General features: G+C 68.2%; 22 protein-coding genes, 2 tRNA genes and 1 pseudogene. 8 read left to right on the top strand and 17 right to left on the bottom strand.

Annotated elements, in window-relative coordinates; translation table 11 throughout:
• Positions 1-16: 16 nt before the first annotated feature.
• Positions 17-104 (top strand) — tRNA-Ser (locus tag VF542_RS07160).
• Between the two features lie 664 nt (positions 105-768).
• On the opposite strand, the gene VF542_RS07155 is transcribed toward VF542_RS07160, so the two are convergent.
• Positions 769-1,194: a hypothetical protein gene (locus VF542_RS07155; protein WP_408651008.1), complete on the bottom strand. Its 426-nt coding sequence runs from the start codon at positions 1,192-1,194 to the stop codon at positions 769-771.
• Between the two features lie 354 nt (positions 1,195-1,548).
• On the opposite strand from VF542_RS07155, the gene VF542_RS07150 reads away from it, so the two are divergent.
• Complete coding sequence (locus tag VF542_RS07150; RefSeq protein WP_408651007.1) at positions 1,549-2,295, top strand: hypothetical protein; 747 nt, start codon at positions 1,549-1,551, stop codon at positions 2,293-2,295.
• 667 nt (positions 2,296-2,962) lie between these two features.
• Entirely contained in the window at positions 2,963-3,484 is a 522-nt protein-coding gene (locus VF542_RS07145; RefSeq protein WP_408651006.1) for a hypothetical protein, read from the top strand.
• Between the two features lie 17 nt (positions 3,485-3,501).
• Here VF542_RS07145 and VF542_RS07140 read toward each other — a convergent pair.
• The 4 genes and pseudogenes from VF542_RS07140 to VF542_RS07125 form a co-directional block, all read right to left on the bottom strand.
• A pseudogene (locus VF542_RS07140) lies at positions 3,502-4,148 on the bottom strand (Shedu immune nuclease family protein).
• A 1,026-nt stretch (positions 4,149-5,174) separates the two neighbouring features.
• Entirely contained in the window at positions 5,175-5,588 is a 414-nt protein-coding gene (locus VF542_RS07135) for a DNA-binding protein (protein WP_408651005.1), read from the bottom strand.
• Positions 5,585-6,205, bottom strand: a complete 621-nt coding sequence (locus VF542_RS07130; RefSeq protein ID WP_408651004.1) for a nucleotidyltransferase domain-containing protein — start codon at positions 6,203-6,205, stop codon at positions 5,585-5,587. Before VF542_RS07130 ends, VF542_RS07135 begins: the two co-directional genes overlap by 4 nt.
• Before the next feature lie 188 nt (positions 6,206-6,393).
• Complete coding sequence (locus VF542_RS07125; protein WP_408651003.1) at positions 6,394-7,239, bottom strand: ZIP family metal transporter; 846 nt, start codon at positions 7,237-7,239, stop codon at positions 6,394-6,396.
• Positions 7,240-7,415: 176 nt separating this feature from the next.
• On the opposite strand from VF542_RS07125, the gene VF542_RS07120 reads away from it, so the two are divergent.
• On the top strand, positions 7,416-7,877 hold the full coding sequence (locus VF542_RS07120; RefSeq protein WP_408651002.1) for a hypothetical protein: 462 nt from the start codon (positions 7,416-7,418) through the stop codon (positions 7,875-7,877).
• Between the two features lie 92 nt (positions 7,878-7,969).
• On the opposite strand, the gene VF542_RS07115 is transcribed toward VF542_RS07120, so the two are convergent.
• The 6 genes from VF542_RS07115 to VF542_RS07090 all read right to left on the bottom strand — a co-directional run bounded on the left by VF542_RS07115 (position 7,970) and on the right by VF542_RS07090 (position 15,998).
• Positions 7,970-9,700 (bottom strand): DEAD/DEAH box helicase, encoded by a 1,731-nt coding sequence (locus tag VF542_RS07115; protein ID WP_408651001.1) that lies wholly within the window; start codon positions 9,698-9,700, stop codon positions 7,970-7,972.
• Between the two features lie 37 nt (positions 9,701-9,737).
• Positions 9,738-10,130, bottom strand: coding sequence for a DUF2237 family protein (locus VF542_RS07110; RefSeq protein ID WP_408651000.1), 393 nt, complete (start codon positions 10,128-10,130; stop codon positions 9,738-9,740).
• Between the two features lie 35 nt (positions 10,131-10,165).
• Positions 10,166-10,885 (bottom strand): ABC transporter ATP-binding protein, encoded by a 720-nt coding sequence (locus VF542_RS07105; RefSeq protein ID WP_408650999.1) that lies wholly within the window; start codon positions 10,883-10,885, stop codon positions 10,166-10,168.
• Positions 10,882-11,814, bottom strand: a complete 933-nt coding sequence (locus VF542_RS07100; RefSeq protein WP_408650998.1) for an ABC transporter ATP-binding protein — start codon at positions 11,812-11,814, stop codon at positions 10,882-10,884. The genes VF542_RS07105 and VF542_RS07100 overlap by 4 nt, the downstream gene beginning before the upstream one ends.
• Positions 11,814-14,969, bottom strand: a complete 3,156-nt coding sequence (locus VF542_RS07095; protein WP_408650997.1) for an FtsX-like permease family protein — start codon at positions 14,967-14,969, stop codon at positions 11,814-11,816. Before VF542_RS07095 ends, VF542_RS07100 begins: the two co-directional genes overlap by 1 nt.
• An 81-nt stretch (positions 14,970-15,050) precedes the next feature.
• Complete coding sequence (locus tag VF542_RS07090; protein ID WP_408650996.1) at positions 15,051-15,998, bottom strand: EamA family transporter; 948 nt, start codon at positions 15,996-15,998, stop codon at positions 15,051-15,053.
• Between the two features lie 69 nt (positions 15,999-16,067).
• On the opposite strand from VF542_RS07090, the gene VF542_RS07085 reads away from it, so the two are divergent.
• The gene (locus tag VF542_RS07085; RefSeq protein WP_408650995.1) at positions 16,068-16,979 is read left to right on the top strand and encodes a LysR family transcriptional regulator; all 912 of its coding nucleotides are present in this window, start codon (positions 16,068-16,070) and stop codon (positions 16,977-16,979) included.
• Between the two features lie 22 nt (positions 16,980-17,001).
• On the opposite strand, the gene VF542_RS07080 is transcribed toward VF542_RS07085, so the two are convergent.
• Together VF542_RS07080 and VF542_RS07075 are read right to left on the bottom strand one after the other, a co-directional pair.
• Positions 17,002-17,562: a GrpB family protein gene (locus VF542_RS07080; protein WP_408650994.1), complete on the bottom strand. Its 561-nt coding sequence runs from the start codon at positions 17,560-17,562 to the stop codon at positions 17,002-17,004.
• A gap of 5 nt (positions 17,563-17,567) precedes the next feature.
• Complete coding sequence (locus VF542_RS07075) at positions 17,568-17,942, bottom strand: VOC family protein (protein ID WP_408650993.1); 375 nt, start codon at positions 17,940-17,942, stop codon at positions 17,568-17,570.
• A gap of 53 nt (positions 17,943-17,995) precedes the next feature.
• On the opposite strand from VF542_RS07075, the gene VF542_RS07070 reads away from it, so the two are divergent.
• Positions 17,996-18,733 (top strand): Type 1 glutamine amidotransferase-like domain-containing protein, encoded by a 738-nt coding sequence (locus VF542_RS07070; protein ID WP_408650992.1) that lies wholly within the window; start codon positions 17,996-17,998, stop codon positions 18,731-18,733.
• A complete protein-coding gene (locus VF542_RS07065) occupies positions 18,730-21,261 on the top strand; it encodes a DEAD/DEAH box helicase (protein WP_408650991.1) in 2,532 nt (843 codons plus the stop codon). Before VF542_RS07070 ends, VF542_RS07065 begins: the two co-directional genes overlap by 4 nt.
• On the opposite strand, the gene VF542_RS07060 is transcribed toward VF542_RS07065, so the two are convergent.
• Positions 21,239-22,291 carry a LacI family DNA-binding transcriptional regulator gene (locus VF542_RS07060; RefSeq protein WP_408650990.1) on the bottom strand — a complete coding sequence of 351 codons (1,053 nt, stop codon included), beginning with the start codon at positions 22,289-22,291 and terminating at the stop codon, positions 21,239-21,241. The genes VF542_RS07065 and VF542_RS07060 overlap by 23 nt on opposite strands.
• A 355-nt stretch (positions 22,292-22,646) precedes the next feature.
• On the opposite strand from VF542_RS07060, the gene VF542_RS07055 reads away from it, so the two are divergent.
• Positions 22,647-23,510, top strand: coding sequence for a ScbA/BarX family gamma-butyrolactone biosynthesis protein (locus tag VF542_RS07055; protein ID WP_408650989.1), 864 nt, complete (start codon positions 22,647-22,649; stop codon positions 23,508-23,510).
• Between the two features lie 43 nt (positions 23,511-23,553).
• Here the strand turns inward: VF542_RS07055 and VF542_RS07050 are convergent, their stop codons facing one another.
• The 3 genes from VF542_RS07050 to tadA form a co-directional block, all read right to left on the bottom strand.
• Positions 23,554-24,222, bottom strand: coding sequence for a ScbR family autoregulator-binding transcription factor (locus VF542_RS07050; RefSeq protein WP_408651033.1), 669 nt, complete (start codon positions 24,220-24,222; stop codon positions 23,554-23,556).
• A gap of 516 nt (positions 24,223-24,738) precedes the next feature.
• A tRNA-Ser gene (locus tag VF542_RS07045) sits at positions 24,739-24,826 on the bottom strand.
• A 16-nt stretch (positions 24,827-24,842) separates the two neighbouring features.
• Positions 24,843-25,274, bottom strand: coding sequence for a tRNA adenosine(34) deaminase TadA (tadA, locus tag VF542_RS07040; protein ID WP_408651032.1), 432 nt, complete (start codon positions 25,272-25,274; stop codon positions 24,843-24,845).
• Positions 25,275-25,308: the final 34 nt, after the last annotated feature.

Here is a 25,308-nt window from a genome sequence, read left to right as displayed (position 1 = left end):
CCGTATCCTCTTCGACGGAGGATTCGCATAGTGGCCTAGTGCGCACGCTTGGAAAGCGTGTTGGGTTAACGCCCTCAGGGGTTCGAATCCCCTATCCTCCGCCATTGTGTTCTTACTTGAACCCTTGAGAGGCTCGCCGCTGAGGGCCCGTTCGAGTAGGGACAGCAGATGGTTGTCGCAGGCGGGGCTCCTCAGTGGAGCGCCGCCTGCTTCGCGTAGGTAGACGGTGCCCAGCCCGCTGTCCGTCGGCGTCTCATGCTGGCGGCGGAAGTAGACGACCGAGGCGAACGGTTCAAGCATCTCATCACTGGTGACTTGGGGGTTATGACCCTCAGTTACGTCGATTTTGACCTTCTTGAACAGCAGCCGGTTGAGCTTCGTGCGGTCCTGAACTTCTGACCCGAGGTACAGCTCGTAGGGGTAGTCCAGCAAGAGCCGTGCGTTCGCCTGGCCTTGATCGAGCTGTGCGGTGGTTTGGTTCAGGCGCCCTTCGAGTCGGGCTCGCTCGTCGCGGATGTCACGTAGCTTCTGGGTGAGCTTGGCCTTCGGCCAGTCGGGATCGGCGGCAAGTTCGATGTAGCGGTCCTCTTGGCGGTCAAGCTCGGCCAGTCGTTTGCGCAAGTGCACCTTATGGCTGGCGTCTTGGTTCTGATGATCCTCGGCGGCCTTGTCAAACCCGGCGGCGAGTTCCTGCCGCAGGTCGACCGGCAAGGTCACCGTTCGGTAGTGGCTGGCCACCGCCTGCTCGATCTGCGCTACCCAGTCACATCACCAGGCCGTCATGGCCGCGCGGCCCAGCCCGTGACCGCCGACACGTAGGCCAAGCTGAGGCTGACCCATCCAGGTGAGGCGAAGCTGTTCCAGCAAGCGTTCTCCCTCAACGACCCACAGGCCGATCACCCGCGCCTGCGCCTCATGCCAAACGATGGAAGCGACAACCTTAAGAACGTGCATCAGGGGGCCAGAGCTGGGAGAGGCCTGTATTGGGCCGTCCGCAACACCGGATGCACAAACCGCCCACTCGCCGACGGTGGCGAGGAGCAGCTTGCCCTTGAGCAGTTGGCAGCATTCAGCCTGGCGGCGCGCTGGGTGGACCAGGCGACTGTCGAGCACGCATTGCTCTTTCCTGGACAGGGTTCGAGTGGGGCAACTGTGGCTGTCAGAGGCAGCATCCGGCGGCGACTCCTGTTTCATGCAGGTGATCTGGCGCTGCCCTCGCCTGCTCTACGGTCACCGTAGGTCTGAGCGCGACCGCCAAGCGTCATAATGAGCCGGATCGACGAAACAGCGTTTGGCGGCAATCCTTGTACCGCACCCACATTGACACACTCAGCCTTCGCCCACGACCGCCCGATTCTGGTCTCGGAGCCCTGAAAGCTTTATGTTATTTTTACCGAATTGCTCGTTCGTAAGCTGTTCGGTCAGGGGCACCTGATCAATCTCGTACGAACCTCCTCCGCCGGATCAATTGCAGCCTCGATGATGACCAGCGGATGGTCAAGGCGTCCCAGTCCGCATGCTGTTGGGGTGCCCTGGCATGCTTGCCACGTGGACCTTTTTCAGACTCACGGGACCGACGTAGAGCTCATCCGGCCGTCTGAAAGCCTGCATCCCCACGGCATGGTCCGGGCGCTCCTAGATCGGGATCGAGCACACATCTCCGGTGATACCACCGATGTACAACGCGGCGATATCTTGCGCGCGACACTGGCGAATGGAAATGTCGAGCACTGGGTCGTGCGAGACGTAACCGTCTATCCAGGCGGGTCACTCGCGAATATTGACCTTCGGATCGAACACTGCGATCCGCCACGCGCTGCAACACCGGGTTCGGCGATGGTGATGGGTAACGTCGACGACGAGACCTGGATCAGACGGGACCTACGGATTTTGCGGGCGGCACTCCAACTGCATGAGGCGGACCCAAGTGCGCCAGACATCGCCCCCGAGGACATCGCCCAACTGACGGGTTTCGACCTCGGAACTGTTCAGGTCGGGATTCGCGCCCTAGAGAACGATGGTTTGCTTGTTGGTGTCCGGCGTGGCGCCAACAGCAACGCATGGCTGATAGATGCGGTCTCCGGCGAGGGCCGTCGCCGCGCGGGCGCATGGCCCTCAGCGGAGACCGCCGTCTATGCGCTGATCAACGCTCTGCAGGAGGTAGCGAATGACCCCAATCGGCCCGACGAGCAGCGATCGACGGCACGTCGGATCCTTGAGGCCGTCGGCTCCTTCGGCTCCAACGTCGGTGCCAGCGTCCTTGCGTCTGTGTTGGCGCGCCTGTTAGGCGCCTAGACTGCCACGCTGCCTGGACGCAGGCAGTTGCATAAGGGAGTTGCGCAGGATGGCAGTCGCTATGGGGAGTGGACCGTTACTAACCCTCATCGAGTCTGCTGCTGCCTCGATGATCAGCTGAGCAGTAGACCATGCCATCCCAGTCAGCTTGGCGAGCTTGGTGGTGGAAAGGCCTGGGGCGTGAAGCTGGCGAACCGGCGGCACGGTGGTGCTCCGTGATGCGCGAGCAGGAGTCCGGTGTTGGTCCGTCGTCGCAAGTGGAACAACGGTGCCCGCACGCTGCTTGGTTCCATTGGCCAATACGACCTGGCTTGGGCGGAGCGTGGCGACGGAAACGGTCGCGCCGCTCGGCCCCCAGCGCGTGCACAATCCACGCGGAGGCCTCTGTATGCGCGAGGAACCTCCTTGTCCACGCCACACGAGCACAACCGTGCGCCACATGCCCGTGACCCTCGCTTGGCCCGCGTGGTGGCAATAGTCGACACTGGACTCCGTGACAACCACGCCGAAGGAGTCAAGTTCGAGTGACCACCTATATGTCTCCGGGACGTTCTGGCTAACAGTCGCCCTCGTAATCGTAACGCTCGCGCTTGGTTGGTTTGCGTGGCGAACGCTTGTAATCGCCAGGAACCGGCGCACGCTTCGGTGGAGTCAAACAGTAGTCCCAATGGTTCGTAATGACCATCGTCTGACGGGAGAACTCGTCGTCACGTGGCAGGGCAATCCAGTCGATCACCCAGCCATCGCTACGGTGCGTCTTGAAAACGCCAGCAAGACCGACATTGGCACGGTTTCCTTTGACGGAGGTAGGCCCGTCGTTCTGTCGTTCAACGCGAATGTACTCGCTCTACTCGAACCTGAGGCGACGGAAAAAGACGGCCTGTTGCCGGTTCGTCTGAGCGGTAACACCGTCCTTGTCGGTCCGGGCCTGCTGCGCCATGGCGGGACCCTTACTGTATCTGCACTAGTCGATTCTGTAGCTACCTGTTCGCTTGCAGCGCCGCTCGAAAACGTCAATGTTCAAGAGCATCCACGTGAATCTAGCGAAAATGATCTGACGCTTGAGTTCGGTGCGTTTGGCCTCAGCTTCCAAACGCGTGAAAGCCTAACCGCATTAGTCTCGTTCCTTGCGACAGGCGTCGCTGCGGCAGCGGCAGCAATAGCAGCGGCATCAGCGTTTAAGAAGTAGGAGTTAAGGGCAAGGGTCTAGATGTTGGACTCAACGATCCAATTAGCACGCGCCAAGAGTTCGTCGAATGTGATAATTTCAGGCTCGCCTAGATTGCGTCGGTAGAGCTCGAACGACCTAACCTTGTCAACATTATGTCCACCTGCAGGTCCCACGAACTCGTTGAGTTGACCAACTATAAGAAACGACTTCGGCTTTAATAAATAGCCAAACTCACCTGGAACCTCAGCTCCAGTCTCATCTTTCTGGCTGATCCGTTCATTGAGCTGCATAGAAGCCCGGTGGACGGTTCCCTGAACCTGGGCAACTTCACCAGCCATTTCGTCGGTTGGTGCCCAGCATCCTGAGCGGTAGAAGTCCTTCTGTAACAAGGTGTAGCATGCGTCTTTATTTCAGCGAACACCATGGATCTGATTCGGCCAGCGGTCTGCATGAACGCATCGACACGTTTGCCGGCACCCGCGACATTGGAGCCAGCGACTATCTGTTCAAGGCGATCGTCATCCCAGGACGTTAGTAACCTGGTACCGAGGCCCAGCCCCAAGATCCACGGGTTGGCCTCGAACAGAAGCTGCCAGACCTTCTCGGCAGACTTACCCGGCGTGTTCTCGCGTACTGACTCAAAGTACTTCTGATCCTGAATGTACCGGCGGAAGAGCGCCACTTGCTCGCGACGGTGCGCCAGTGCGATGACGTCCTTTGCAGCGACGTCGTTTTGGATCAGCTTCTTGAACTTCTCCCGGTCCTTGGCATATGCCTGGTCCAGAGCTAACGGATCATCGAAGACCTGCCGGATCAGCGAATCATCTACACGTACCGTCGCTCCACCTTCGAGTTTTATGTAGTCAAGGCCGCGTATCAAATCGATGAGCTTGGTGACGTTTGGTTCACGCAGGTTGAGGATGATCTTCGTCTTGCCCACTACACCTGGAGAAGGCACTTTCTGTACCCAGAGCTCCTTGACGCGACCTTGCTCGCGCACCACGAGCAACTTCAGCTGAACCCTTCCCGCCTCGGATTCGTAGACGGTCCACTCCTCGCCGTCGAAGCGCAACTCGGTAACAGTCGAATACCTTGTGGATGATCCTGGCGGGCTGACGGAAATCGGAGGAGGTCTCTCGGTCAATATGGAACGTCTTTGACAGGTACGTCCTGTCCGCCTTCCGCTCTCGTGCAAATCCGGTCTCGGTCATGTCCTCACCAAAGTCATCGGCGCGGCCGAAGCCGTCCTCCTCGAAGACCGTCACTCCTACTCCTCACATACTCGTTCATTTCGAGTATGCACCCAAGGAGGGACAGGTCTGCGCATCCGGTCGGTGCCATAGGACGACTTAGCTACTAACCTGCCTCCACCGAGTCAGCTGCTGCATCGATGATCAACCGAGCGGTTGCCCAAGCCATTCCTGTCTGCTGAGCGATCTTGGTCATGGAAAGGCCTGCGGCATGAAGGCGGCGAACCTCGGCTCGCTGCTGCTCTGTGATCCGCCAAGAGGTGTCAGGCGGCGGTCCGTCATCGCGCGATAGCAGCAGAGGTGCCCGGCAAGCCGATTGGTCCAGCAAGCCGGGTTCTTCCGAGCTAGGGCCGCCTGTGCTCCTCCCCGGCAGCTCCGGAAGCCGGAAGTTCGAGTAGGCAAAGATCACCTCCGCCATCTGATGTCTCGCGACATCCTGGACTGGCCGCAGTTGCTGATCATCCCAGCACGGCCGTCTCCGCGGCGGTCACCATCCGCTGAGCCCACTTCACCGCCTGCCGTGCCTTCGTCTCGCTGAGAAAGAAGACGCCGTAATGCGCGTTGTCCTTCAGATCAAGCAGGCGGGCGAGGTTCTTGCTCATCTCGGCACCGACGGCTGCGACACCGGACAGCAGGTCTACGGCTTCCCGGTGGTTCTGGCCCCGTGCCCGGTTGCCCAGCACGGCGCAGCAGACAGCATCGGAGGATGCGATACCGGCCAGTACCGCCAGCGACGCGGAGACGTTCAGGCTGGCGTCATTCTCGGTGTCCAGCGCCAGCTCGGCAGTGTCGGCGAACGCGCGGGCGTGCTCCAGCCGGGTGCGAGCCTCGCTCTTGCCACAAGTCTGGGTGCGCCCAGCCCGGACGGTCACGCCTCACGTTCCAGGCTCATCCGGTAGCCGAGATCGCGCAACAGGTTGCGGATACCCGTGCCGGCGAGCGGAATAGCGTCCCGCCGCCATTCGGCTAGGACGGGGTCGCGCTCGGCGATGAGCCGCAGGATCTCATCCTCGTGGATGTCGTAGACCTGGCAGGCGTTACCGGTCCACACCGGCACTAGCTCGCGCAGCCGGTCCACCTGCGCCTGCCAGGTGTCCGGACTCTCGTCGGCGCCGGCGGTGTGCACCAGCAGAATGTCAATATCGCTGTCAGCGTCGCCGTCGCCACGCGCGGCCGAGCCGAACATCGCCGCGGACCGTGCGGCCAACTTCCACATGCCGACTTCGGACCGGAGCCGCGACAACAGCTCGGTACGCAGTGCGGCCAGCGCTTCCACGGCTATCCAGGCGACGTGCTCACGGTTAGCCACGTACAGCCAGGCGCTGCCGGCGGGACTGGCTCGCACGATGCCCTGGTGCACCAAGCGGTTGAGTACGTTGCGGACGCCTGCTTCGGAGCCCATGCCGGTCAGCTGGTGTACCTGGCGTCCCGTGACCGGCGTCAATAGCTTGGCCAAGGTGACCAGCACGGCGCCGTCCAGGGTCGGCACGACTGCCTCAGAGGGCACGGAGACGTTCATGCAGGCCTTCGGGTCAGTAGTTACGAGGACGTCCGTAGTAAACTACGGATATCCCCAATATACTAGGGATGCCGATTCTCCGGTGACCCAGCGCCCTGACGGGCGGCCTGGCTTGGAGCAACGCGGTCCTTCTCGGCAATACGCCGGATGAAGCGGCCTCAGACGCCCGCCACCGTGATCAGGAAGTCGGTGGCGAAGCCCGCGACCAGGCCGATCATCAGCCCCCAGTACAGGACGTGCTTGCCGCCCATCCGCAGCGCCACCCCGACCAGCTCGATCACCACGAACAGGATCGACCCGGCGGCCAGAGCAAGGAACAGGATGGACACCGCGTCGTTGCTGAACGACTGGCCGATCAGCGTTCCGAGGAAGGTCGGCCCACCGCCGATCAGCCCGAGCAGCCCGAGCACCGACCAGCTGGGCCGGACCTCGGCGGCCGCGAACGGCGCCGTGATCCCGAACCCCTCGGTCGCGTTGTGCAGCGCGAATCCGATCACCAGAAGCACTGCCAGCCCGATCTCGCCGCCGGCCGCCGACTGCCCGATCGCCAGGCCCTCGGAGAAGTTGTGCAGTCCGATGCCGATCGCGATCAGCAACGCCAACCGGAACGTCGGATGGGCCAGCAGCCCGGTCTCGGCTCTGGTGGCCGGCTCGTTCACCGCCATCGCGCCCGGACCGAACCTGGTGCGCCGGCCGGCCATCCAGCGGTCGTAGTAACCGAGCGGCACCAGCCCCGCGGTCACCCCGGCCGCCAGCACCGCGGCCAGCCAGCCGAACCGCAGCCAGCTCGCCTCGCCGGCGTGGGCCGACATCAGCGCGTCCTCGACCGGTTCCACCGCGTGGCTGAGGATGTCCCAGAACAGGAACAGCAGGATGCCGATCGCCACCGCGTTCAGCAGCGAGCGGGTGCCCCGCGACAGGCCACGGGAGCGGGCGACCGGCAGTCCGAGCACTATCGTGCCGCCTGCGATCGCTCCCAGGGCGACGATCTCACCACCGGTCACGTCGTCCTCCTTTGCCGGGGTTGTTAGGTTAGGCGACCCTAATCAGCAGAGAGGCCGGTGTCCAGAGGCTGTGATCGCGGTCGCCAGCGAAATGTCGTTGCCGTCATGCCGGCGTCATCCGGTTGTCACAGTGGGGCACTGGAATGGGCCATCGGGTCGCGCGGAAGGCGGAGAAGATGGCGGCACAACCCCTGACCTTCGAGTACTCGTCGGTGTACGGCAACCTGGCTGCGGCCTACACCTGCGGAGCGCTGGCAGCGGAGTTCGGTCCGGAGCTGGTCCGGGTGGCGTTCTGCACCGACGCCGAGGAGCGCGGCTGGCCGCAGCCGCTGCTGGCCGAGCTGAGCCTGGCCGACGCGCGCCGGCGGCGCCTGGACACCCGGCTGCTCGGGCTGGTGCCCGACGGCGACGGGCCGGCCTGGGCACTGGTCACCTCGCACGTCATCCTCGCCCGGCAGGCACCCTTGCTGGTCCGGGCGCTGGGTGCGGTGCTGCAGGCCCGGCCGCACCGGCCGCCGATGCTCGGCTCGGCGCTCGCAGCCGACGAGGTGAGCTGGGCCGCCGAGCAGCCGCTGCGGGCGGCCAGCATCCTGATCATGGAGGACTTCGTGGCCGGCGCGGCGCCACTGGCGGCCTGACGAACCGGCCTGACAAGCCGCTGAACCGGCCTGACGAACCGGCCTGGCGAACCGGCCTGGCGAGCCGGCTTACGAAACGCAGCGCCCCAGCGTCAGCCCCTGTGACGCGGCTTCTTGACCCGACCGGGCCGCTCGCCGTCCTCGCGGGTCAGCTCGATCAGCTGGCCCGAGATCCGGGTCCGGCTCAGCGCGTCCAGCGTCCGGGGTGGCAGGTCCGCCGGTAACTCGACCAGGCTGTGGTCGACCTTGATATCGATGTGGCCGAAGTCCTGCCGGCTCAGGCCGCCCTCGTTGGCGATGGCGCCCACGATCGCTCCCGGCTGCACCTTGTGCCGCTTGCCGACCCGGATCCGGTAGGTGGCCAGCCGGCCGTCGGACTTGGTGCGGCGCTGCCCGGCCACCCGGACCGCCGGCCGGTCCCGGTCCCGATCCCGGTCGAAGGCCCGGTCCCCCGCAGAACCGAACTCGTTCTTCCTTCGCACCACCGGAGCTTCGGGAGCCATCAGGAAAGACTCGCCGTCCTGGGACAGCACCGCCAGCGCCGCCGCGACATCGGCCATCGGCACGTCGTGCTCGCGCACGTAATCCTCGACCAGGCCCCGGAAGAACCCCAGTTGCGGCGAGGCCAGGTTCGCCGTGATGGAGTCGGCGAACTTCGCGACCCGGGTGCTGTTGACGTCCTCGACGGTCGGCAGCGCCATCTCGGTCAGCGGCTGCCGGGTGGCCCGCTCGATCGCGCTGAGCAGGTGCCGTTCCCGGTGGGTCATGAACAGCAGCGCCTCGCCGGTCCGGCCGGCCCGGCCGGTGCGCCCGATCCGGTGGATGTAGGACTCGGTGTCGGTGGGGATGTCGTAGTTCAGCACGTGGCTGATCCGCTCGACGTCCAGCCCGCGGGCCGCCACGTCGGTGGCCACCAGGATGTCCAGGGCGCCGCTGCGGAGCTGGGCGATGGTGCGCTCGCGCTGCGCCTGCACCAGGTCGCCGTTGATGGCCGCCGCCGAGAAGCCCCGGGCCCGCAACCGCTCGGCCAGCTCCTCGGTGGCCTGCTTGGTGCGGACGAAGACGATCATCGCCTCGAACGGCTCGATCTCCAGGATCCGGGTCAGGGCGTCCATCTTCTGCGGGTTGGCCACCTGCAGGTAACGCTGGCGGGTATTGGCCGCCGTGACGGTCTTGGTCTTGACGGTGATCTCGGCGGCGTCGGTGAGGTACCGCTTGGCGATCCGCCTGATCTGGGCCGGCATGGTCGCCGAGAACAGCGCCACCTGCTTGTCGGCCGGGGTGTCCTTCAGGATCGTCTCGACGTCCTCGGCGAAGCCCATGTTCAGCATCTCGTCGGCCTCGTCCAGCACCAGGAAGCGCAGCTGGGTCAGGTCCAGGGTCTTCTTCTCCAGGTGGTCGATCACCCGGCCCGGGGTGCCGACCACCACGTGCGCGCCGCGGCGCAGGCCCGACAGCTGCACGCCGTAGCTCGACCCGCCGTAGATGGGCAGCACGTTCAGGCCGGGCAGGTAATGGGCGTACTTGCCGATCGCCTCGGACACCTGCAGCGCCAGCTCGCGGGTCGGCGCCAGGACCAGCGCCTGCGGCGCCCGCTGGCTCAGGTCGATCCGGGACAGGATCGGCACCGCGAACGCGGCGGTCTTGCCGGTGCCGGTCTGGGCCAGGCCGACGACGTGCCGGCCGGTCATGAGCGCCGGGATGGTGGCGGCCTGGATCGGCGACGGGTTCTCATAGCCGACATCAGCCAGCGCTCGCAGCACCCGCTCGTCGATGTCCAGGTCAGCGAAGGTTACGTGGGAGTGGTCCTCAGCGGTGCTCATCAGCGTCCAATCTAGTGGAGCGGGACGCAGCAGAAGATCAGGTCAGTGAGCGGGGGTCCGCCGGCACGTCGATCGCGTGCTCGCGCAGCAGCTCCAGCGGGATGATCTCCAGCGCCAGGGCATTGGTCGCCGCCAGCACCACCGGCGCCGCAACCCCCGCCCGGTAGGACTGCAGCCACCGCATTGCCACCACGCACCAGCGCTCGCCCGGGCCCAGGCCCGCGAAGTGGTATTCCGGCCGGGGCGTCATCAGGTCGTTGCCGATCTGGCGCTGGTGTTGCAGGAACTCCACGGTCAGCACCACGCAGACGGTGTGGCTGCCGACGTCCTCCGGACCGGAGGTGCAGAAGCCGTCCCGGTAGAAACCGGTGACTGGATCGGTTCCGCACTCCTCGAGTTCGGTACCCAGCACGTTCCGGCTCTCGCTCACACCGCAAGTTTGGCACCGGTCGGGCGTAGTGGAGGTTAGCCGCCGTGCTCGGTTGCGGCCGGATTCGGGCGGTCCTCGCGCACCCAGGTGGAACGGCCCTCGTCCAGCCGGAGCTCGGCGTCACACATCGCGGCCGCCTCCGGATCGTGGGTGGCCACCAGCACCCCGGCTCCGCGTCGCGCCTCGCCCCGCAACAACGCCATCACCCGGCTTCGATTTCCCGCGTCGAGTTCGCTGGTCGGCTCGTCGGCGAGCAGGTAGGAACCCCGCTCGGCCAGCCCGCGGGCGACCGCGACCCGCTGCTGCTGCCCTCCGGACAGCTCCTCCAGCAACTGGTCGGCGGCCTCGTCCAGGCCCAGTGCCAGCAGCGCCGCCTCAGCCCGGTCCCGGGCGTCGGGAAGCCTCGCCGCGACCAGCGGCACCGCCACGTTCTCGATCGCGGTCAGGATCCGCAGGAGTGCATTGCCCTGCGGTATCACCACGATTCCGGCCGCGACGGCCTGATCGCGGCCGGTGATCGGCTGACCGGCCACGCTCAGCGTGCCGGCGGACGGCGGGGTCAGCCCGGCGAGGGCAGCCAGCAGCGAGCTCTTGCCCGCCCCGGACGGGCCGGTGACGGCGACCAGCTGCCCCGGGCCGAGCACGAGATCGGCCGGCCGGACGGCGACCACCATCCCATAGCGGACCTCGATGCCGGTGGCGCGCAGGACGCCGTCCATCGCGCCGCCCGTCGCGCCGCCGGTCGCGGCGGTCATGGCGCGGCACCTGGCAGGCCACCGGCGGGCCGGCCTGGACGGGGGTCCCGGTCTGGACGGGGATCCCGGCCGGGACGGGGATCCCGGCCGGGACGGGGGTCCAGCAGCACCGTGCCGTCCGGATTGAGCTGCACCCGCAGCAGGGTTCCCGGGGGGATCTGTTCCCGGACGTCGGGCGGCAGTTGCAGCGACCCGTCCCGGCCGAGGACCGCGAAGTCCTCACCGCCGTGCCCCTCGGCCCCGATCCGGCCGTCCCGGATGGTGATGGTGCGCGGCATCCGGGCGGCCACCTCGGGATCATGGGTCACCGTGATCACCGTGGTGCCGACCGACCGGTTCACCGAGCCGATGGCCTGCAGCACCTCGTCGCGGTAGCGATGATCGAGCTGGCTGGTCGGCTCGTCGGTCAGCAGCAGCCCCGGCAAGGTCGCCATTCCGACCGCGACCGCCAGTCGCTGCAGCTGGCCCGGGGTCAGTTCCACCAACCGGTGGTGGGCGCAGTCGGCCAGCGACAGCAGGTCCAGCACCTCGGTGGGCCTGGGCAGCTCCCAGGCGCCCAGCCGGCGGGCAGCCTTCTGGGCGAAGGCAACGTTCTGCGCGGGCGAGGCGTAGCTCAGCAGGTTGCGCACCGCGCCCTGCAGCACCGCCCCCACCTCGATCGCGCGCAGCCGGTCGAGGTCGGCATCCTCCATCACGGCCAGGTCGTGCTCGCCCACCCGCAGCCGGCCGGCGCTGGGCCGCTGCACTCCGGCCAGCAGCGTGATGAGGGTGGACTTGCCCGAGCCGGACGGCCCGAGCAGCCCGACCAGCTGGCCCGCCGGCACCTCCAGGTCGACGCTGGTCAGCGCCACCACGTCGTTGCCTTCCAGCCGGTAGATGTGCACCAGGCCGTGCGCGGAGACCGACAGCCCCCTTCTCACCCCGGCCATCACTGCCCCTCCCGCAGGACGGCCGGCGAGACGGCGCGAAGCACCAGGACCGTTGCCAGCACCGCGGCGCAACACAGCAATGCCAGCGCGCCGCAGGCCACCAGCAGGACGGCCGGCCACGCGGTGCGGTAACTGGGCAGCGGCACCGTCGACGGGCTGACGAACAGGGCCAGCGCGGGCAGTGCCAGCCGGGCGCCGGCCACCCCCACCGCGGCGCCGGCCAGCACGCCGGCCAGCACGCCGAGCAGCTGCTCGATCAGCACCGCGCGGCGCAGCAGGCGTAGCGGCAAGCCGAGCAGCCGCAACGCCGCGAGGTCATAGCCGCGTGAGCGCCGCGAGGTCATGGCGACGATGACGATCATCAGGGCCGCCAGCAGGACCGCGACCAGCCCGGCGGCCAGCGCCGCCCGGATCGACCAGGCCGGCGGGGACTGGTCATAGACCGATCGCCGCTCGGCGGCCGTCGACCGCGCGCTCACCGGTATACCGGCAGCGGTCAGGGCCTCGGTCAGCCGGCGCTCGCGGGCCGGGTCGACCGTGCGCAGCCAGATGCTGGCGGTGCTGTTGGTGAGCTCGGACTGGCTGGCAGCGATCGCCAGGTCGAGGTCCACCAGCAGCGCACCGGTGCCGACCCGGGGCAGGAAGGCCAGCGACCCGACCGGCTGGCAACTGGCCGACTCTCCGTCGATGCCGTGGGTCAGGACCGCGGCAGCGCCATCATCGCTGTCACCGCTGGTCCCGGCGCCGGGACCGGCGAGCAGGCAGGGCAGGTTCACCGGGACGTCCAGGTGCTGCAGTGTCGCCTCGGACCCATGGCTGACCGCGTGCAGGACCAGGCCGCCGGCCGGCCCGGCGGTGAACGAGGTGGTGGCCGCGGTGCCGGCCGCAGCCGCCGCCTCCTCGGCATTGCGCCAGTCCTGGGCGCCACCGAGCGGCACCGGCCGCCAGCTGCCTGCTGCGCTCGAGCTGACATCCAGGCCAAGCAGCTGGATGGCCACCTTGACGGCGAGGAAGTCGCCCACCGTCCGGACCAGCTCGATCTGACTGAGCGTGCAACCCTGCTCGCAGCCGCCGAGCGCGGTGCCGGGGACCGTGCCGGCGCGGACCGGCAGCCGGGTGGTGGTCAGCGAGCCGTCCGGGCGCCGCAGGCGCAGCCGGAGCGAGACCGGCTGGGGCGACTCGGGTGAGGTCGGGTCGTCGCTGACCACCTGGGCGGAGCCCAATCGCAGCCGTAGCTGGCGGCCGGTGAACACGATGGGAGCCGGCCGGTTCGCGGGCACCAGCCGGTCCAGCAGCGCCTGCGACGGGATATCGCGCGCAAAGCCCCAGTCGGCGATCACGTTCAGCCGCCGGCGGCCCACCGCCAGCACCGGGCTGGAGTCACCGTCCGGGCGCTGCGTGATGACCGCCATCGCGTAGTCACCGGCCGGATCGGCGTCGGCGACCACCGACCGGAGCTTGGCCGCCGTCGGCGCCCGGACGTCCAGGACCACCGCCGCGCCGACCTCGGCGCCGGCCCGGGCCGTCCGGTTGACCGCCGAGACCTGCCACTGGTCGACGCTGGACACCAGCAGCGCGACCGCCACGCACACCAGGGTGAGCACCCGGCGAAAGCTTGGCCGGCGGGCCGCCTGCAGGCCGGCCACGGCAACCGCCAGCCGGCCCTGCCAGAGGGCTCGGTGCCCGGCTATCCGGGCCCCCCACAGTGCCAGCCTGCCGAGCAGCAGTCCCGCCAGGATCGCGATCAAGCCGGGTGTGAGGAGTGAGATCGCGCTGTTGCGATCACCGGTCAGGGCCACCGTCACACCGGCTACGGCGGCCACCGCCAGAGCCAGCTCGGCCGCGCCGGCACCGCGGCCGGTCGCTGTCGGTGCGACCGTCCGCAGTAGCTGCGCGATCGGTTGGGCGGTCGCCCGGCGGGCCAGCAGCACCGCCAGCGCCACCTCCACCAGGGCCACCGCGACTCCGCCGAGCAGCACCGGCCAGCGCCACTCGGGCGTGACACCCGCGGGCAGCCACCACCGGCAGAGCAGCCAGCACCCCAACCAGGCCAGCCCGAGCCCTGGAACCAGGGTGCCCGTGACCAGCACCGCGATCTCGCCGAGGTAAGGGCCGGCCGCGTCCCGCTTGCTCTGGCCGCGCAATCGGGCCAGTGCCAGCTCGGGACGGCGCTGGTCGACGCCGACCGCCACCACCAGTCCGAGCACCACCAGCACCACCAGCGCCAGTTGAACCGCCAGCGTGGGGATGATCGCCCGGCTCTGGCGCCGGCCAGCATCGGCCTGTTCCAGCAACGGCACGAGCCTTGACCGCACGCTGCCGCGGTTGGGATCGCCGGCCGGATGCGCGGCATCGATCCTGGCGGTGATCGCGTCGATCGCCTGCAGCAGCCGCCGGCTGGTGTCAATGCCGATCCGGCCCGCCGGCACCGGAAGGTCGGCGAAGTAGCTGAACGGCGTGCTGCTGCCGGCCGTCGCCGAGCGGCGCGCCGCCTCGAACGCCGAGATGCCGGCCGGTGTCAGCAGCAGGGCATCGGAGTGCAGCAGATCCGGTATGTCTCCGCGCGGCTCGCGCACCACCCCGGCTGCCGTCGAGTAGGCCCGGTCGAACCAGTAGTCGGTGGCCGGGTCGAAGGGCTCGTAGAGCCCGGACACCCGGGCGGTTCCGATCTCATAGGCCGCGGAGCCACCCCGGCCGATCAGCTGCAGCCGGTCGCCGACGCCGACGTTCAGCGCCCGGCTGCTGGAGCTGCTGACCAGAACTTCCAACCCGGTTGCCGGGCACCGGCCGGCGGTGATCCGCAGCCTGCCGCACAGGTCATCGCGGCCGGCGGCGATCGCGTCGAAGCTCGAATGCGCCGCCGTTACCGAGACGGCGGTCTGGAAACCCATCACCGGCGTCGTGAACAGCGCCTGCTCCGCTCCGACCGGCAGATAGGACCGGACTTCACCGGCCGAGCCAGCGGTGATCGTGACGCCCCGTTCGGCGGTGCCGGTGTGGCTGAGCTGGGAGCGGATCGCGGCCTGCTCGACGGCCCGCTCGTACATCGGCCCCGCGGCGCAGGCGGCGATGGCGGTCATCGAGAGCAGGGCGACCAGGACGGACTGGCCGGCCCGGTGGCGCAGCGAGCGCAAACCCAACCAGCCGCCGTTCATGGGCGTCAGGCTAGCGGGCCGTGGCGTCGACATCCGCGTGAAACCGCTACTCCTCGACGGCTACCACCTACCAGCTGGGAGTCAGCTACTGACCGGGCGCGTGCCGGCGGCCGGGCGCAGCAGTATCACCGCCGCCAGCACGACCGCCGCCCCGGCCACCTGCCCGGCATTGAACCGGTCACCGAACACCACGATCGCCGAGGCCGCGGTGACCACCGGCTCCAGGCAGGACAGGATCGCGGCTGTCGAGGCGCCGACCAGCCGGAGCCCTGCGAGGAAGCAGCCGATCGAGATCACGCTGGACACCAGCGCTATCGGCAGCAGCCACAGCCACCCGGTCGGCTGCGCCGGTAGCCGCAGCGAGCCGGTGGTCAGCCCGAACGCGGCCACGCTGACCGCCGCGCTGCTGCACACCAGCGCCGAGAGCAGGTACACGTCGAAGTCCTCGGGCAGCCCGTTGGCCGCGGTGATGTAGAGGGCGTAGGCGATGGCGGAGCAGAAGGCCAGCAGCGCCCCGGCCGGAGCCACCGGGCCGTTGGAACCGGCGTAGCCGAGCAGCAGGCCCAGGCCCGCGATCGAACAGCCGAGGGCGGCGAACTTCCGCCGGCTGGCAGTCTCGCGTCGCAACGCCAACCCCAGCACCATGACCATCGCCGGGTACACGTAGAGGATCTGCCCGACCAGTGAGGCATCGATCCTGGTGAGGGCACTGAAATAGCAGGCGGCCTGCACGGCGTAGCCGACCCCGCCCAGGGCCAGACAGCTCAGCAGCAGCCGCGGCCCGGGCAGCGCCGGCCGGCGGATCCCCACGATCAGCCAGAACACCAGCGCCGCGATGCCGAACCGCGCGGCCAGCATCGAGCTGACGCTGAACCCGGCGGCGAAGCACTGCTTGCCGAACAACGCGGCCAGGCCGAAGGCCACCGCCGAGAGCAGGCACAGCCCGACTCCGCGAACGGACGCCGGCCGGCCGGTCGCCGGCTGGACGGTCGGCGCCGGCACCGAAGCGGCAAGGGCGGTCTGGCTCACCGGCTTACCGTACGAGCGAGCCACCAATCGAGGTAGCCTTGGCTTCCTTTCCTTCTCAAAGGCATTTCCTTGATATCACTTCACCAGTTGCGGTGCTTCCTGGCGACCTTGGAGCATGGCTCGTTCACCGCGGCGGCAGCCGAGCTGGGCCTTGCGCAACCGTCGATCTCCGAGCAGGTCCGGCTGCTGGAACAGGGGCTCAACGCGCCGCTGTTCGACCGGGTCGGCCGTGGGCTGCTGCCGACCGAGGCGGCCCGGGTGCTGCGGCCGCACGCCGAGCGGGCACTGACCGCGGTCGCCGAAGCCAGCCGGGCGGTCGCCTCGGTGCGCGAGGTCCTGGAGGGGACCATCCGGTTCGGGGTGTTCGGAACCGCCCGGCTGTACCTGGGCAGCGCGCTGGTGGCCGATGTGCTGCGCGCGCATCCCCGGGTGCGGCTGGAACTGATCGGCCAGAACTCGATGGACGTGCTGCGGGACCTGCGGCACGGCAGGCTGGAGGCGGCCATGATCGCCTTGCCGATCGCTGATGAAGGGCTGCAGGTCCAGCCGCTGATCCGTGACGAGGTCGTCTATGTCAGCGCTGATCCGCTGCGGGTCCGCAAGCCGGTGACGGCGGCTGAGCTCGCGGCGGCAACACTGGTGCTGTCAGAGGCCAGCTGGGGCAACGAGGACTCCACCCGGCGGCAGCTGGCCCGGGCGGTTCAGTCGACCGGCTCGACGCTCAGGCCACGGATCGAGGTGGAGGACATCGAGACCGCTCTGGAGGTGGCGGCGCTCGGCCTCGCCGACACGGTCACCGCCCGGGGCCTGCTGCACCTGCTGGGCGACCGGCTCTCACCCCAGCTGCGGTGGGCACCGCTGCGGCCGCGGATCTACGACGAGTTCGCGATCGTGCATCGCCAGGGCGCCACCCTGTCACCGGCCAGCCAGGCGATCGTGGCGATCGCCGCGGCCCGGATGCGAGCCGTCGTGCCGGGGTGACCAGCCGCTGATCAGCCGCTGATCAGCCGGCGCCGCGCGAATGCTGCCCGCGCAGGACGTCGGTGACGAAGCCGTGCTTGGCCGCGCTGTAGCGCTCCCGGTCATCGCGATGCGCGGCGGCGAGCCCTGCCTTGAGCGCCGCATAGTCGGCGGCCAGGTGCCGGTTGCCGCGCAGCAGATCGCGGAAGCGCACCAGGTCTGTCCGCTGCGGCGAACCGGCCCGCAGCAGATGCAGGTGAGCGACCCGGTGGCCGTCGAGGACCTGGACGAAGAACCGCTCGTAGGGCCGGCCGTCCAACTCCGGCGGCACGTAGTGCCAGCCCTGGGGCGCCAGCAGGCCGGCGACCTGCTCGGCGACGGCCAGGTCGCTCACCTCGGCCAGCAGGTCCAGGATCGGCTTGGCCGGCAGTCCCGGGATCGCGGTGGAGCCGACGTGCTCCACGGGGCATACCAGCAGTGCGCCCAGCGCCTCGTCCAGCGACTGCCCGGCCCGGCGCCCACGCGCCAGCCAGGTCGGGTCGGGTGCCACCAGCTCGACAGGTTCGCTCGCCCAGCTGGGCCAGTCCGGATCCGGTGTCGGCATGGTGGTCAGCGCTGGTCCCTTCGCAGCGGGTGGTCCGGCGGCACCTGCACCAGCACGATCCGGACGCCGTCGGGGTCCGCGATCCACATCTCGATCAACCCCCAGGGCTCCAGTTGAGGGGCGCGCAGCACCGGCACCCCGAGCGCCGCCAACCGGGTGTGCTCGGCCCCGACGTCGCGGACCTGCAGCCACAGCTCCAGGCCGCCCGGTGATCCCTCGGACCCGTGGCCGGACACTTCCAGCAACCCGTTGCCCAGGAAGAACACCAACCCGGCAGCGAACTCCCGGTACACCGCCAGTCCCAGGATGTCGCGGTAGAACCGCTGGCTGGCCGCCAGGTCACGGGGGTGCAGCAGCAACCGGCTGCTCAGGATGTCCATAACGCCATGATGCGCCTATCGATCAAGGCCGGCCGGTCGATTAGATTGCGGCCATGACGGCTGCCGTTCCGACCATCCTCGCCACCTCCGGCGGCCTGGTGCCATCGCCCCGGCTGCGCTGGGAGGTCGGCCCGCTCACCGACTACGCCGTCGAACTGGCCGGGGTCACCGGGCGGGCGCCCAGGGTGTGCTTCCTGGCCACCGCGATGGGGGACAACTCCGAGCAGGTCACGTGCTTCTATGACGCCGCCGTGCAGCGCGGCTTCTCCCCCAGCCACCTGGCGCTGTTCCCGATGCCCAACGTCGAGGACCCCCGGGAACTGCTGCTGAGCCAGGACGTGATCTGGGTGTTCGGCGGCAGCGTGGCCGGGTTGCTGGCGATGTGGCGGCTGCACGGGATCGACCTGGCGATGCGCGAGGCCTGGCAGGCCGGCGTGGTGCTGACCGGCGTCTCGGCCGGGTCGATCTGCTGGCACAGCGGGGGCACCACCGACTCGTTCGGGTCCCGGCTGCGCCCGGTGACCAATGGGCTTGCGCTGGTTCCGTTCTCCAACGGCGTGCACTACGACTCCGAGGAGCAGCGCCGGCCGGTGTACCACTCGCTGATCGCCGACGGCACGCTGGCGTCCGGATATGCCACCGAAGACGGCACCGGCGTGCTCTACCGCGGCAGCGACTTCGTCGAGGCGGTGACCGAGACGGAGGGCAAGACCGCCTACTACGTCAGCCGGTCACCCGACGGCACGGTCACCGAGCAGCCGCTGGACACCCGCCTGCTGAGAGCGCCATGACGCCACCCGGGCAGTCGCTGGCCGCGTTGCTGGACTCCGGCGCCTTGACCGGCGCCGATCCCGACGCTGTGTACGACGTGTTCACCGGCTGGGCCGCGGGGCAGGGGCTCGAGCTGTACCCGGCCCAGTCCGAGGCTCTGATCGAGCTGCTGTCGGGATCCAACGTGATCCTGTCCACGCCCACCGGTTCGGGCAAGTCGCTGGTCGCCACCGGAGCCCACCTGGCTGCGCTCCTCAACAACCGGCGCAGCTTCTACACCGCCCCGATCAAGGCGCTGGTGAGCGAGAAGTTCTTCGCGCTGTGCGATATCTTCGGCTCCTCCCGGGTCGGCATGATGACCGGCGATGCCAGCGTCAACGGCCAGGCCGAGATCATCTGCTGCACCGCCGAGGTGCTGGCCAACCTGGCCCTGCGGATGGGCAGCGTGGCCGACATCGGCCTGGTGGTGATGGACGAGTTCCACTACTACGGCGACTCCGACCGGGGCTGGGCCTGGCAGGTTCCACTGCTGGAACTGCACCGGGCGCAGTTCCTGCTGATGTCGGCGACCCTGGGATCGGTCAGCTTCTTCTCCGAAGATCTCAGCCGGCGCACCGGACGGCCCACCGCGGTGGTGAGTTCGGCACAGCGCCCGGTGCCGCTGTTTCACTACTACGTCACCACCCCGCTGCACGAGACGATCACCGAGTTGCTCGGCACTCGGCAATCCCCCGTCTACATCGTGCACTTCACCCAGGCCTCGGCGCTGGAACAGGCCCAGGCGCTGACCAGCATCAATGTCTGCACCCGCGCGGAGAAGGACCTGATCGCCGCCGCGATCGGGAACTTCCGGTTCAGCTCCGGCTTCGGCAAGACGCTGTCCCGGCTGGTGCGCCATGGCATCGGGGTGCACCATGCCGGCATGCTGCCCAGGTACCGGCGGCTGGTCGAGCAGCTGGCCCAGGCGGGGTTGCTCAAGGTCATCTGTGGCACCGACACCCTCGGGGTCGGCATCAACGTTCCGATCCGCACCGTGGTGCTCACCTCGCTGAGCAAGTACGACGGCCGCCGGAGCCGGCAGCTGCAGGCCCGGGAGTTCCACCAGATCGCCGGCCGGGCCGGCCGGGCCGGCTATGACACCGCCGGAACGGTGGTGGTGCAGGCGCCCGAGCACGAGGTCGAGAACGCCAGGTTGCTGGCAAAGGCAGGCGATGATGAGAAGAAACGCCGCCGGGTGCAGCGCAAGAAGGCGCCGGAGGGGTTCGTGTCCTGGTCGAAGGCGACCCACGATCGGCTGATCGCCGCCGAGCCGGAATCGCTGAGCTCGCACTTCCAGGTCTCGCACTCGATGCTGCTGAACGTCATCGCCCGCCCCGGCGACCCCGTTGCCGCGATGCGGTCACTGCTGCTGGACAACCACGAGCCGCGGACGGCCCAACGACGGCACGTCCGGGCAGCGATCCAGGCCTACCGGTCGCTGCTGCGGGCCGGGGTGATCGAGCGGCTGGAAGCGCCCGACGACACCGGCCGGACGGTCCGGCTCACGGTCGACCTGCCGCCGAACTTCGCGCTGAACCAACCGCTGTCCACCTTCGCCCTGGCCGCCATCGAACTGCTCGACGTCGACTCCGACACCTTCGCCCTGGATGTGCTGTCGGTGATCGAGGCGACGCTGGAAGACCCGCGACAGGTGCTGTACGCCCAGCAGTCCAAGGCCCGAGGCGAAGTGGTCGCCCAGCTCAAGGCCGAGGGCGTGGAGTACGAGGAGCGGATGGTCCTGCTGGAGGAGGTGACCCACCCCCGCCCGCTGGCGGAGCTGCTGGAGGCCGCCTACCAGATGTACCTGAAGGGCCATCCCTGGTTGATCGACCATCAGCTCTCCCCGAAGTCGGTGGTGCGCGATCTGTGGGAACGCGCCATGAGCTTCTCCGAGTACGTCTCCTATTACGGCCTGACCCGCTCCGAGGGCCTGGTGCTGCGCTACCTCAGTGACGCCTATCGAGCCCTGCGAGCCGGCGTTCCGCACGCTGCCCGGACCGAGGCGGTCGAGGACCTGACCAGCTGGCTGGGTGAGCTGGTGCACCAGGTGGACTCGAGCCTGCTCGACGAATGGGAGGAGCTGACCAACCCGATGGCGGCCACCGAGGCCGCCGGTGTGCTGACGGCGCCGACCCGGCCGCTGACCGCCAATACCCGAGCATTCACGGTGCTGGTGCGCAACGCCATGTTTCGCCGGGTCGAGCTGGCCGCCCGACGCCGCTACGCCGAACTGGCCGAACTGGATGCCGGCGCGGGCTGGGATGCCGAGGCCTGGCAGGACGCACTGGAGGAGTACTTCAGCGAGTACGACCGGATCGGCACCGGCCAGGATGCCCGCGGCCCGGGCCTGTTCGGAGTCACTGTCGAGCCAGGGCGCTGGCTGGTCCGGCAGACCTTCCAGGATCCGAATGCCGACCATGACTGGGGGATCAGCGCCGAGGTCGACCTCGCCGCCAGCGACGAGGCCGGCGAGGCGGTGCTGCGGATCACCCGGGTGGACCGCTGGTGAGCGGGGCGGTGCCGGTGGTGAGCGGGGCGGTGCCGGTGGTTGATTCCCGCACCTGCAGGCGATGCCCGGCGACCACGTCCACCGGCGGCCCGGTCGCACCGTCGCGGATCCGGCGGCACAGCAGATCGACCGACACCTCGGCGATCTCCCGCTTGTCCGGCGCGATGCTGGTCAGGTTGGGGGTGCTGAACCTGGCCTCCTCGATGTCGTCGAAGCCGACGACCGCGACGTCTTCGGGTACTCGCAGCCCGCTGGACAGCAGCATCCGGATGGCGCCTATGGCCAGCAGGTCATTGACGCAGAACACCGCATCCGGCGGCTTCCTCGCGGTGAGCAGCCGGGCCATCGCCGCCGCGCCCTGGGCACGGCCGAACGGACTGGCCCGGACGATCAAGTCCTGGTCCAGGTGCCGGCCCGCCTCGGCCAGGGCGGCCTGGTAGCCCGACAACCGGACCACGGCCGTGCGCATCCGGGTGTGCGCCCCGAGGAAGGCGATCCGCCGCCGGCCCAGGTCGATCAGGTGCCGGGTCGCCTCGTGCGCCGCCCGCACGCTGTCGATCGCGACGTGGTCGGTGGTGGCATTGGCGAACCGCTCACCGAGCAGCACCATCGGCCGCTGCCGCGCCAGCCCGGCGACATCGTTTCCGGTCAGCGCCAACGGGCTGGTGATCGACCCGTCGATCCGGTTGGAGCGGGAGCCGCCGGCTGCCAGTTTCTCCCGACTGCGGTCGCCGCCGGTCGGGTCGATCAACACCGTCCAACCGCGCTGCTCGGCCGCGTCCACGATCAGGCTGGCCATTTCGGCGAAGTACGGCTCGTCCAGGGCCGGAATCGCCAGCGCGATGAGGTCCGTCCGGCCGGTACGCAAGCCCCGGGCTGAGGTGTTGGGCCGGTAATCGAGCGTGTCCAGTGCCGCCCGCACCCGCGATCTGGTGTCGGCGCTGACGAACGGGTAGTCGTTGACGACGTTGGACACGGTCTTGATCGATACGCCGGCCAGCCGTGCCACGTCTTTCATGCTGGCGGCCATGGCAACTCTCCCTCGCTGTCGCCGCGGTCAAATCTGAACCGAGCGAGCCGATTCCTGCAAGGTACCTGGGCGTTATCCATAGCAGGCGGCCGTCCGCGGCTCATCCGCATAGCGTGCCGCCGAGTACGCCTGGGTATTTAGAACGCTTTGCCCGTAATAAAAGCAGGATTGGGCAGCAGATTGGCCGCGCAAAACCTTGATATACACAGCTTTATGTTTAACCGGCGTAAAGTGGTCTGCAGATAATTACCAGCGGTTACGACCGTCAAACAACCATCTGCTAACCGGGGGAGGTTCGTTGCTTACGACCGATACGGCTCTGCAGACCCACAGAACCCTGCAATGGGAACACACCGTGAACCGCGCCCTGGTGCACCGGGATTCGATCGCGGAGGTGCTGCTCACCGACCTCATCAGGCTGGGCGAGACGCAACTGCTGGTAGCGGCCCAGTGGCCCCGATCCCATCGGGTGTACCGCCCGGACCACGAGGGGCGCCATGATCCGATGCTGATCCTGGAATCGATCAGGCAGACCGGTCTGGCCGTCTCGCACTTCGCCTTCGATGTCGGCTTCGACCAGCAGTCGGTGATGCGAGATGTCAGTTTCGTCCTTGATCAGCGCTGCGAACCGCGAGCGCTTCGGTCGGCGACCAACATCGCCATCACCGTCGATTGCCGGGACCTGATCATGCGGACCGGGCGGCTGCGCGGTATGACCATCGAGCTGTCCTTCGCCGCCGATGGGCTGCCCTTTGCCACCGGGCGGGGGACCGTCCGGTGGATCTCGGCGCAGAGTTACGCCGCCCTGCGAGCTCGCAGCGGAATCAGGCTCAACTGGGAGGAACTGCGGTGGCGCAACGCCATCCCAGCGCGAAGGGCCTCCTCGGTTCGGGCCGCTGAGGACGTCCTGCTCAGCCCCGAAACGCGGCCGGGTAGCCGGCGACGGCTGGTCGTGCCCCTGGATCACCCGGTCTACTTCGACCACCCGTTGGATCACGCGCCCGGCATGCTGATCATCGACGCCGCCTGGCAGGCCGTGACGGAGCAGCGGGGCGACGGAGCCCGGCTGATCGGCTGCATGCTGGACTGCTCGGCGTTCACCGAACTGGGCCCGGAGACTGACATCGTGCTGCGGCGGATCTCCAGTGACACCACCGAGTTCGTGGTGCAACAGCGAGGCCGTGATACCGCATCGGGGTTCCTGCGAACGGCACCCTGAGCCTGCATGTCGCCCCGCGGGCGGAACAGCCGGACCCAGCGGTCTACTCGAACTCGGGCTCCGCCGCGCTCGGTGTCCGGCGAACCGTGGCCCGAACCCGCCGCACCGCGCGCTGGGTGCCTGCCCAATCAGGCTCGGCGGCCACCCCGACCAGAAAGACCTTCCAGAACTCGTCGAGCCGGGATTCCAGATCCACCCGGTTCGTCAACACCTCCGACACGTGCTGGATGCCGAAGAAGCCACCGACCAGTGCCCGGGCGGTAGCGGCCGGCACCAGCCCGGCCCGCAGGTGGCCCTCGCGTCGGGCCTGGCTGAACAGATCCTGCAGGATGGCGACCCACCCCACGAACGGCGTGGGCATTGCGGCATGCACCAGCTCCCGTTCGAAGGACAGCCGGACGCCGGCCGTGATCAGGACGTCGTCCCGGAACCTGCTGCCCACCTCATAGGTCAGCGCGACGATGCTGGTCAGCGCGTCGGGTGAGTGCTCGATGATCCCGGCCACCAAGGGCGGCCACTGTGCGAACTGCTCCTCGACGACCGCGACGGCGAGCGCCTCTTTGCTGGGGAAGTGGAAGTACACGGCGCCCTTGGTGACCCCGGCGGCTTCCACGATGTCGTTCATGCTGGCTGCCAGGAAACCGGTCCGAGCGAAAACCTCCGCAGCGGCGATCAGGACCCGTCCGCGAGTCAGGACCGCTCGCTGCTGCATCGCCACCGGCACATTCTCCTTGATCTTGAAAGTCGTGAAGTGTATCCGCCCCGGCTTCAGCCGCTGCTTCCCCCGGTTTGCCTGGATTGACAGGAGTCGGGCTGATAAAAGACCGGCTGGTCGGTTTACTTTTGGGTAGAGGTCACGCTACTCTTCACCCAGCGGCGCGCGGAGTCAGGTCAACTCCTGCAGCGCCGCGCCAACTTTGACACTCCAGGCGCTGCTTACCAGAGCCGGCCCCGTCGTTCGTGAGCGTTCTGCCCACTAACCTGAATGTCGACCGGACGGTTTCTTGGCTGTTTGTGGCGATTCCGCGGCGTGTCACACACGTTCCCCGATCAGACAGATCATTCCGGTTCGATGCGGTGCTTAGTTTAGGAATGAAACTTTACGCTGGCGAATTGTCGGCAGCGATACCTGACTCCACTCCGGCCGGCCCTATCTCGTGCTTGACGCAGGACCACGGTGCTGAGCGGCACGGTGGTCATCACGCACGTGGTCATCACAGGTGATCGATGGCGGTGGCGGTGGGATTTGAACCCACGGAGGCTTTCACCTCACACGCTTTCGAGGCGTGCTCCTTCGGCCGCTCGGACACGCCACCGCCGACGACAATACAGTCACCGGCGGTCGGCGAAGAAGCGGGTCAGCAACTGGGCGCACTCGTCCTGCCGGATGCCGGCCACCACCTCCGGGCGGTGGTTGAGCCGCCGATCGCGTACCACGTCCCACAGCGAGCCCACCGCGCCTGCCTTGTCGTCCCAGGCGCCGAACACCAGCCGCCGGATCCGCGCCAGCACCACGGCACCCGCGCACATCGTGCACGGCTCCAGGGTCACCACCAGGGTGCACCCGGTCAGCTGCCAGTCCCCCAACACCTCACCGGCCCGCCGCAGCGCCAGTACCTCGGCGTGGGCCGTGGGGTCCGCGCTCGCCCGGCGCAGGTTGTGCCCGGTGGCCAGCACCGTGCCCTCGGCAGACAGGACCACCGCCCCGACCGGCACATCGCCCGCTGCCAGCGCCGACCCGGCCTCGAGCAGGGCGACGCCCATCGCCTCGTGATAGTCGGTCTCGGGTGCGCTCAAC

The organism is Jatrophihabitans sp. (assembly GCF_036389215.1).
GTDB lineage: Bacteria > Actinomycetota > Actinomycetes > Mycobacteriales > Jatrophihabitantaceae > Jatrophihabitans_A.
This window is presented reverse-complemented; position numbering and strand designations above follow the sequence as displayed.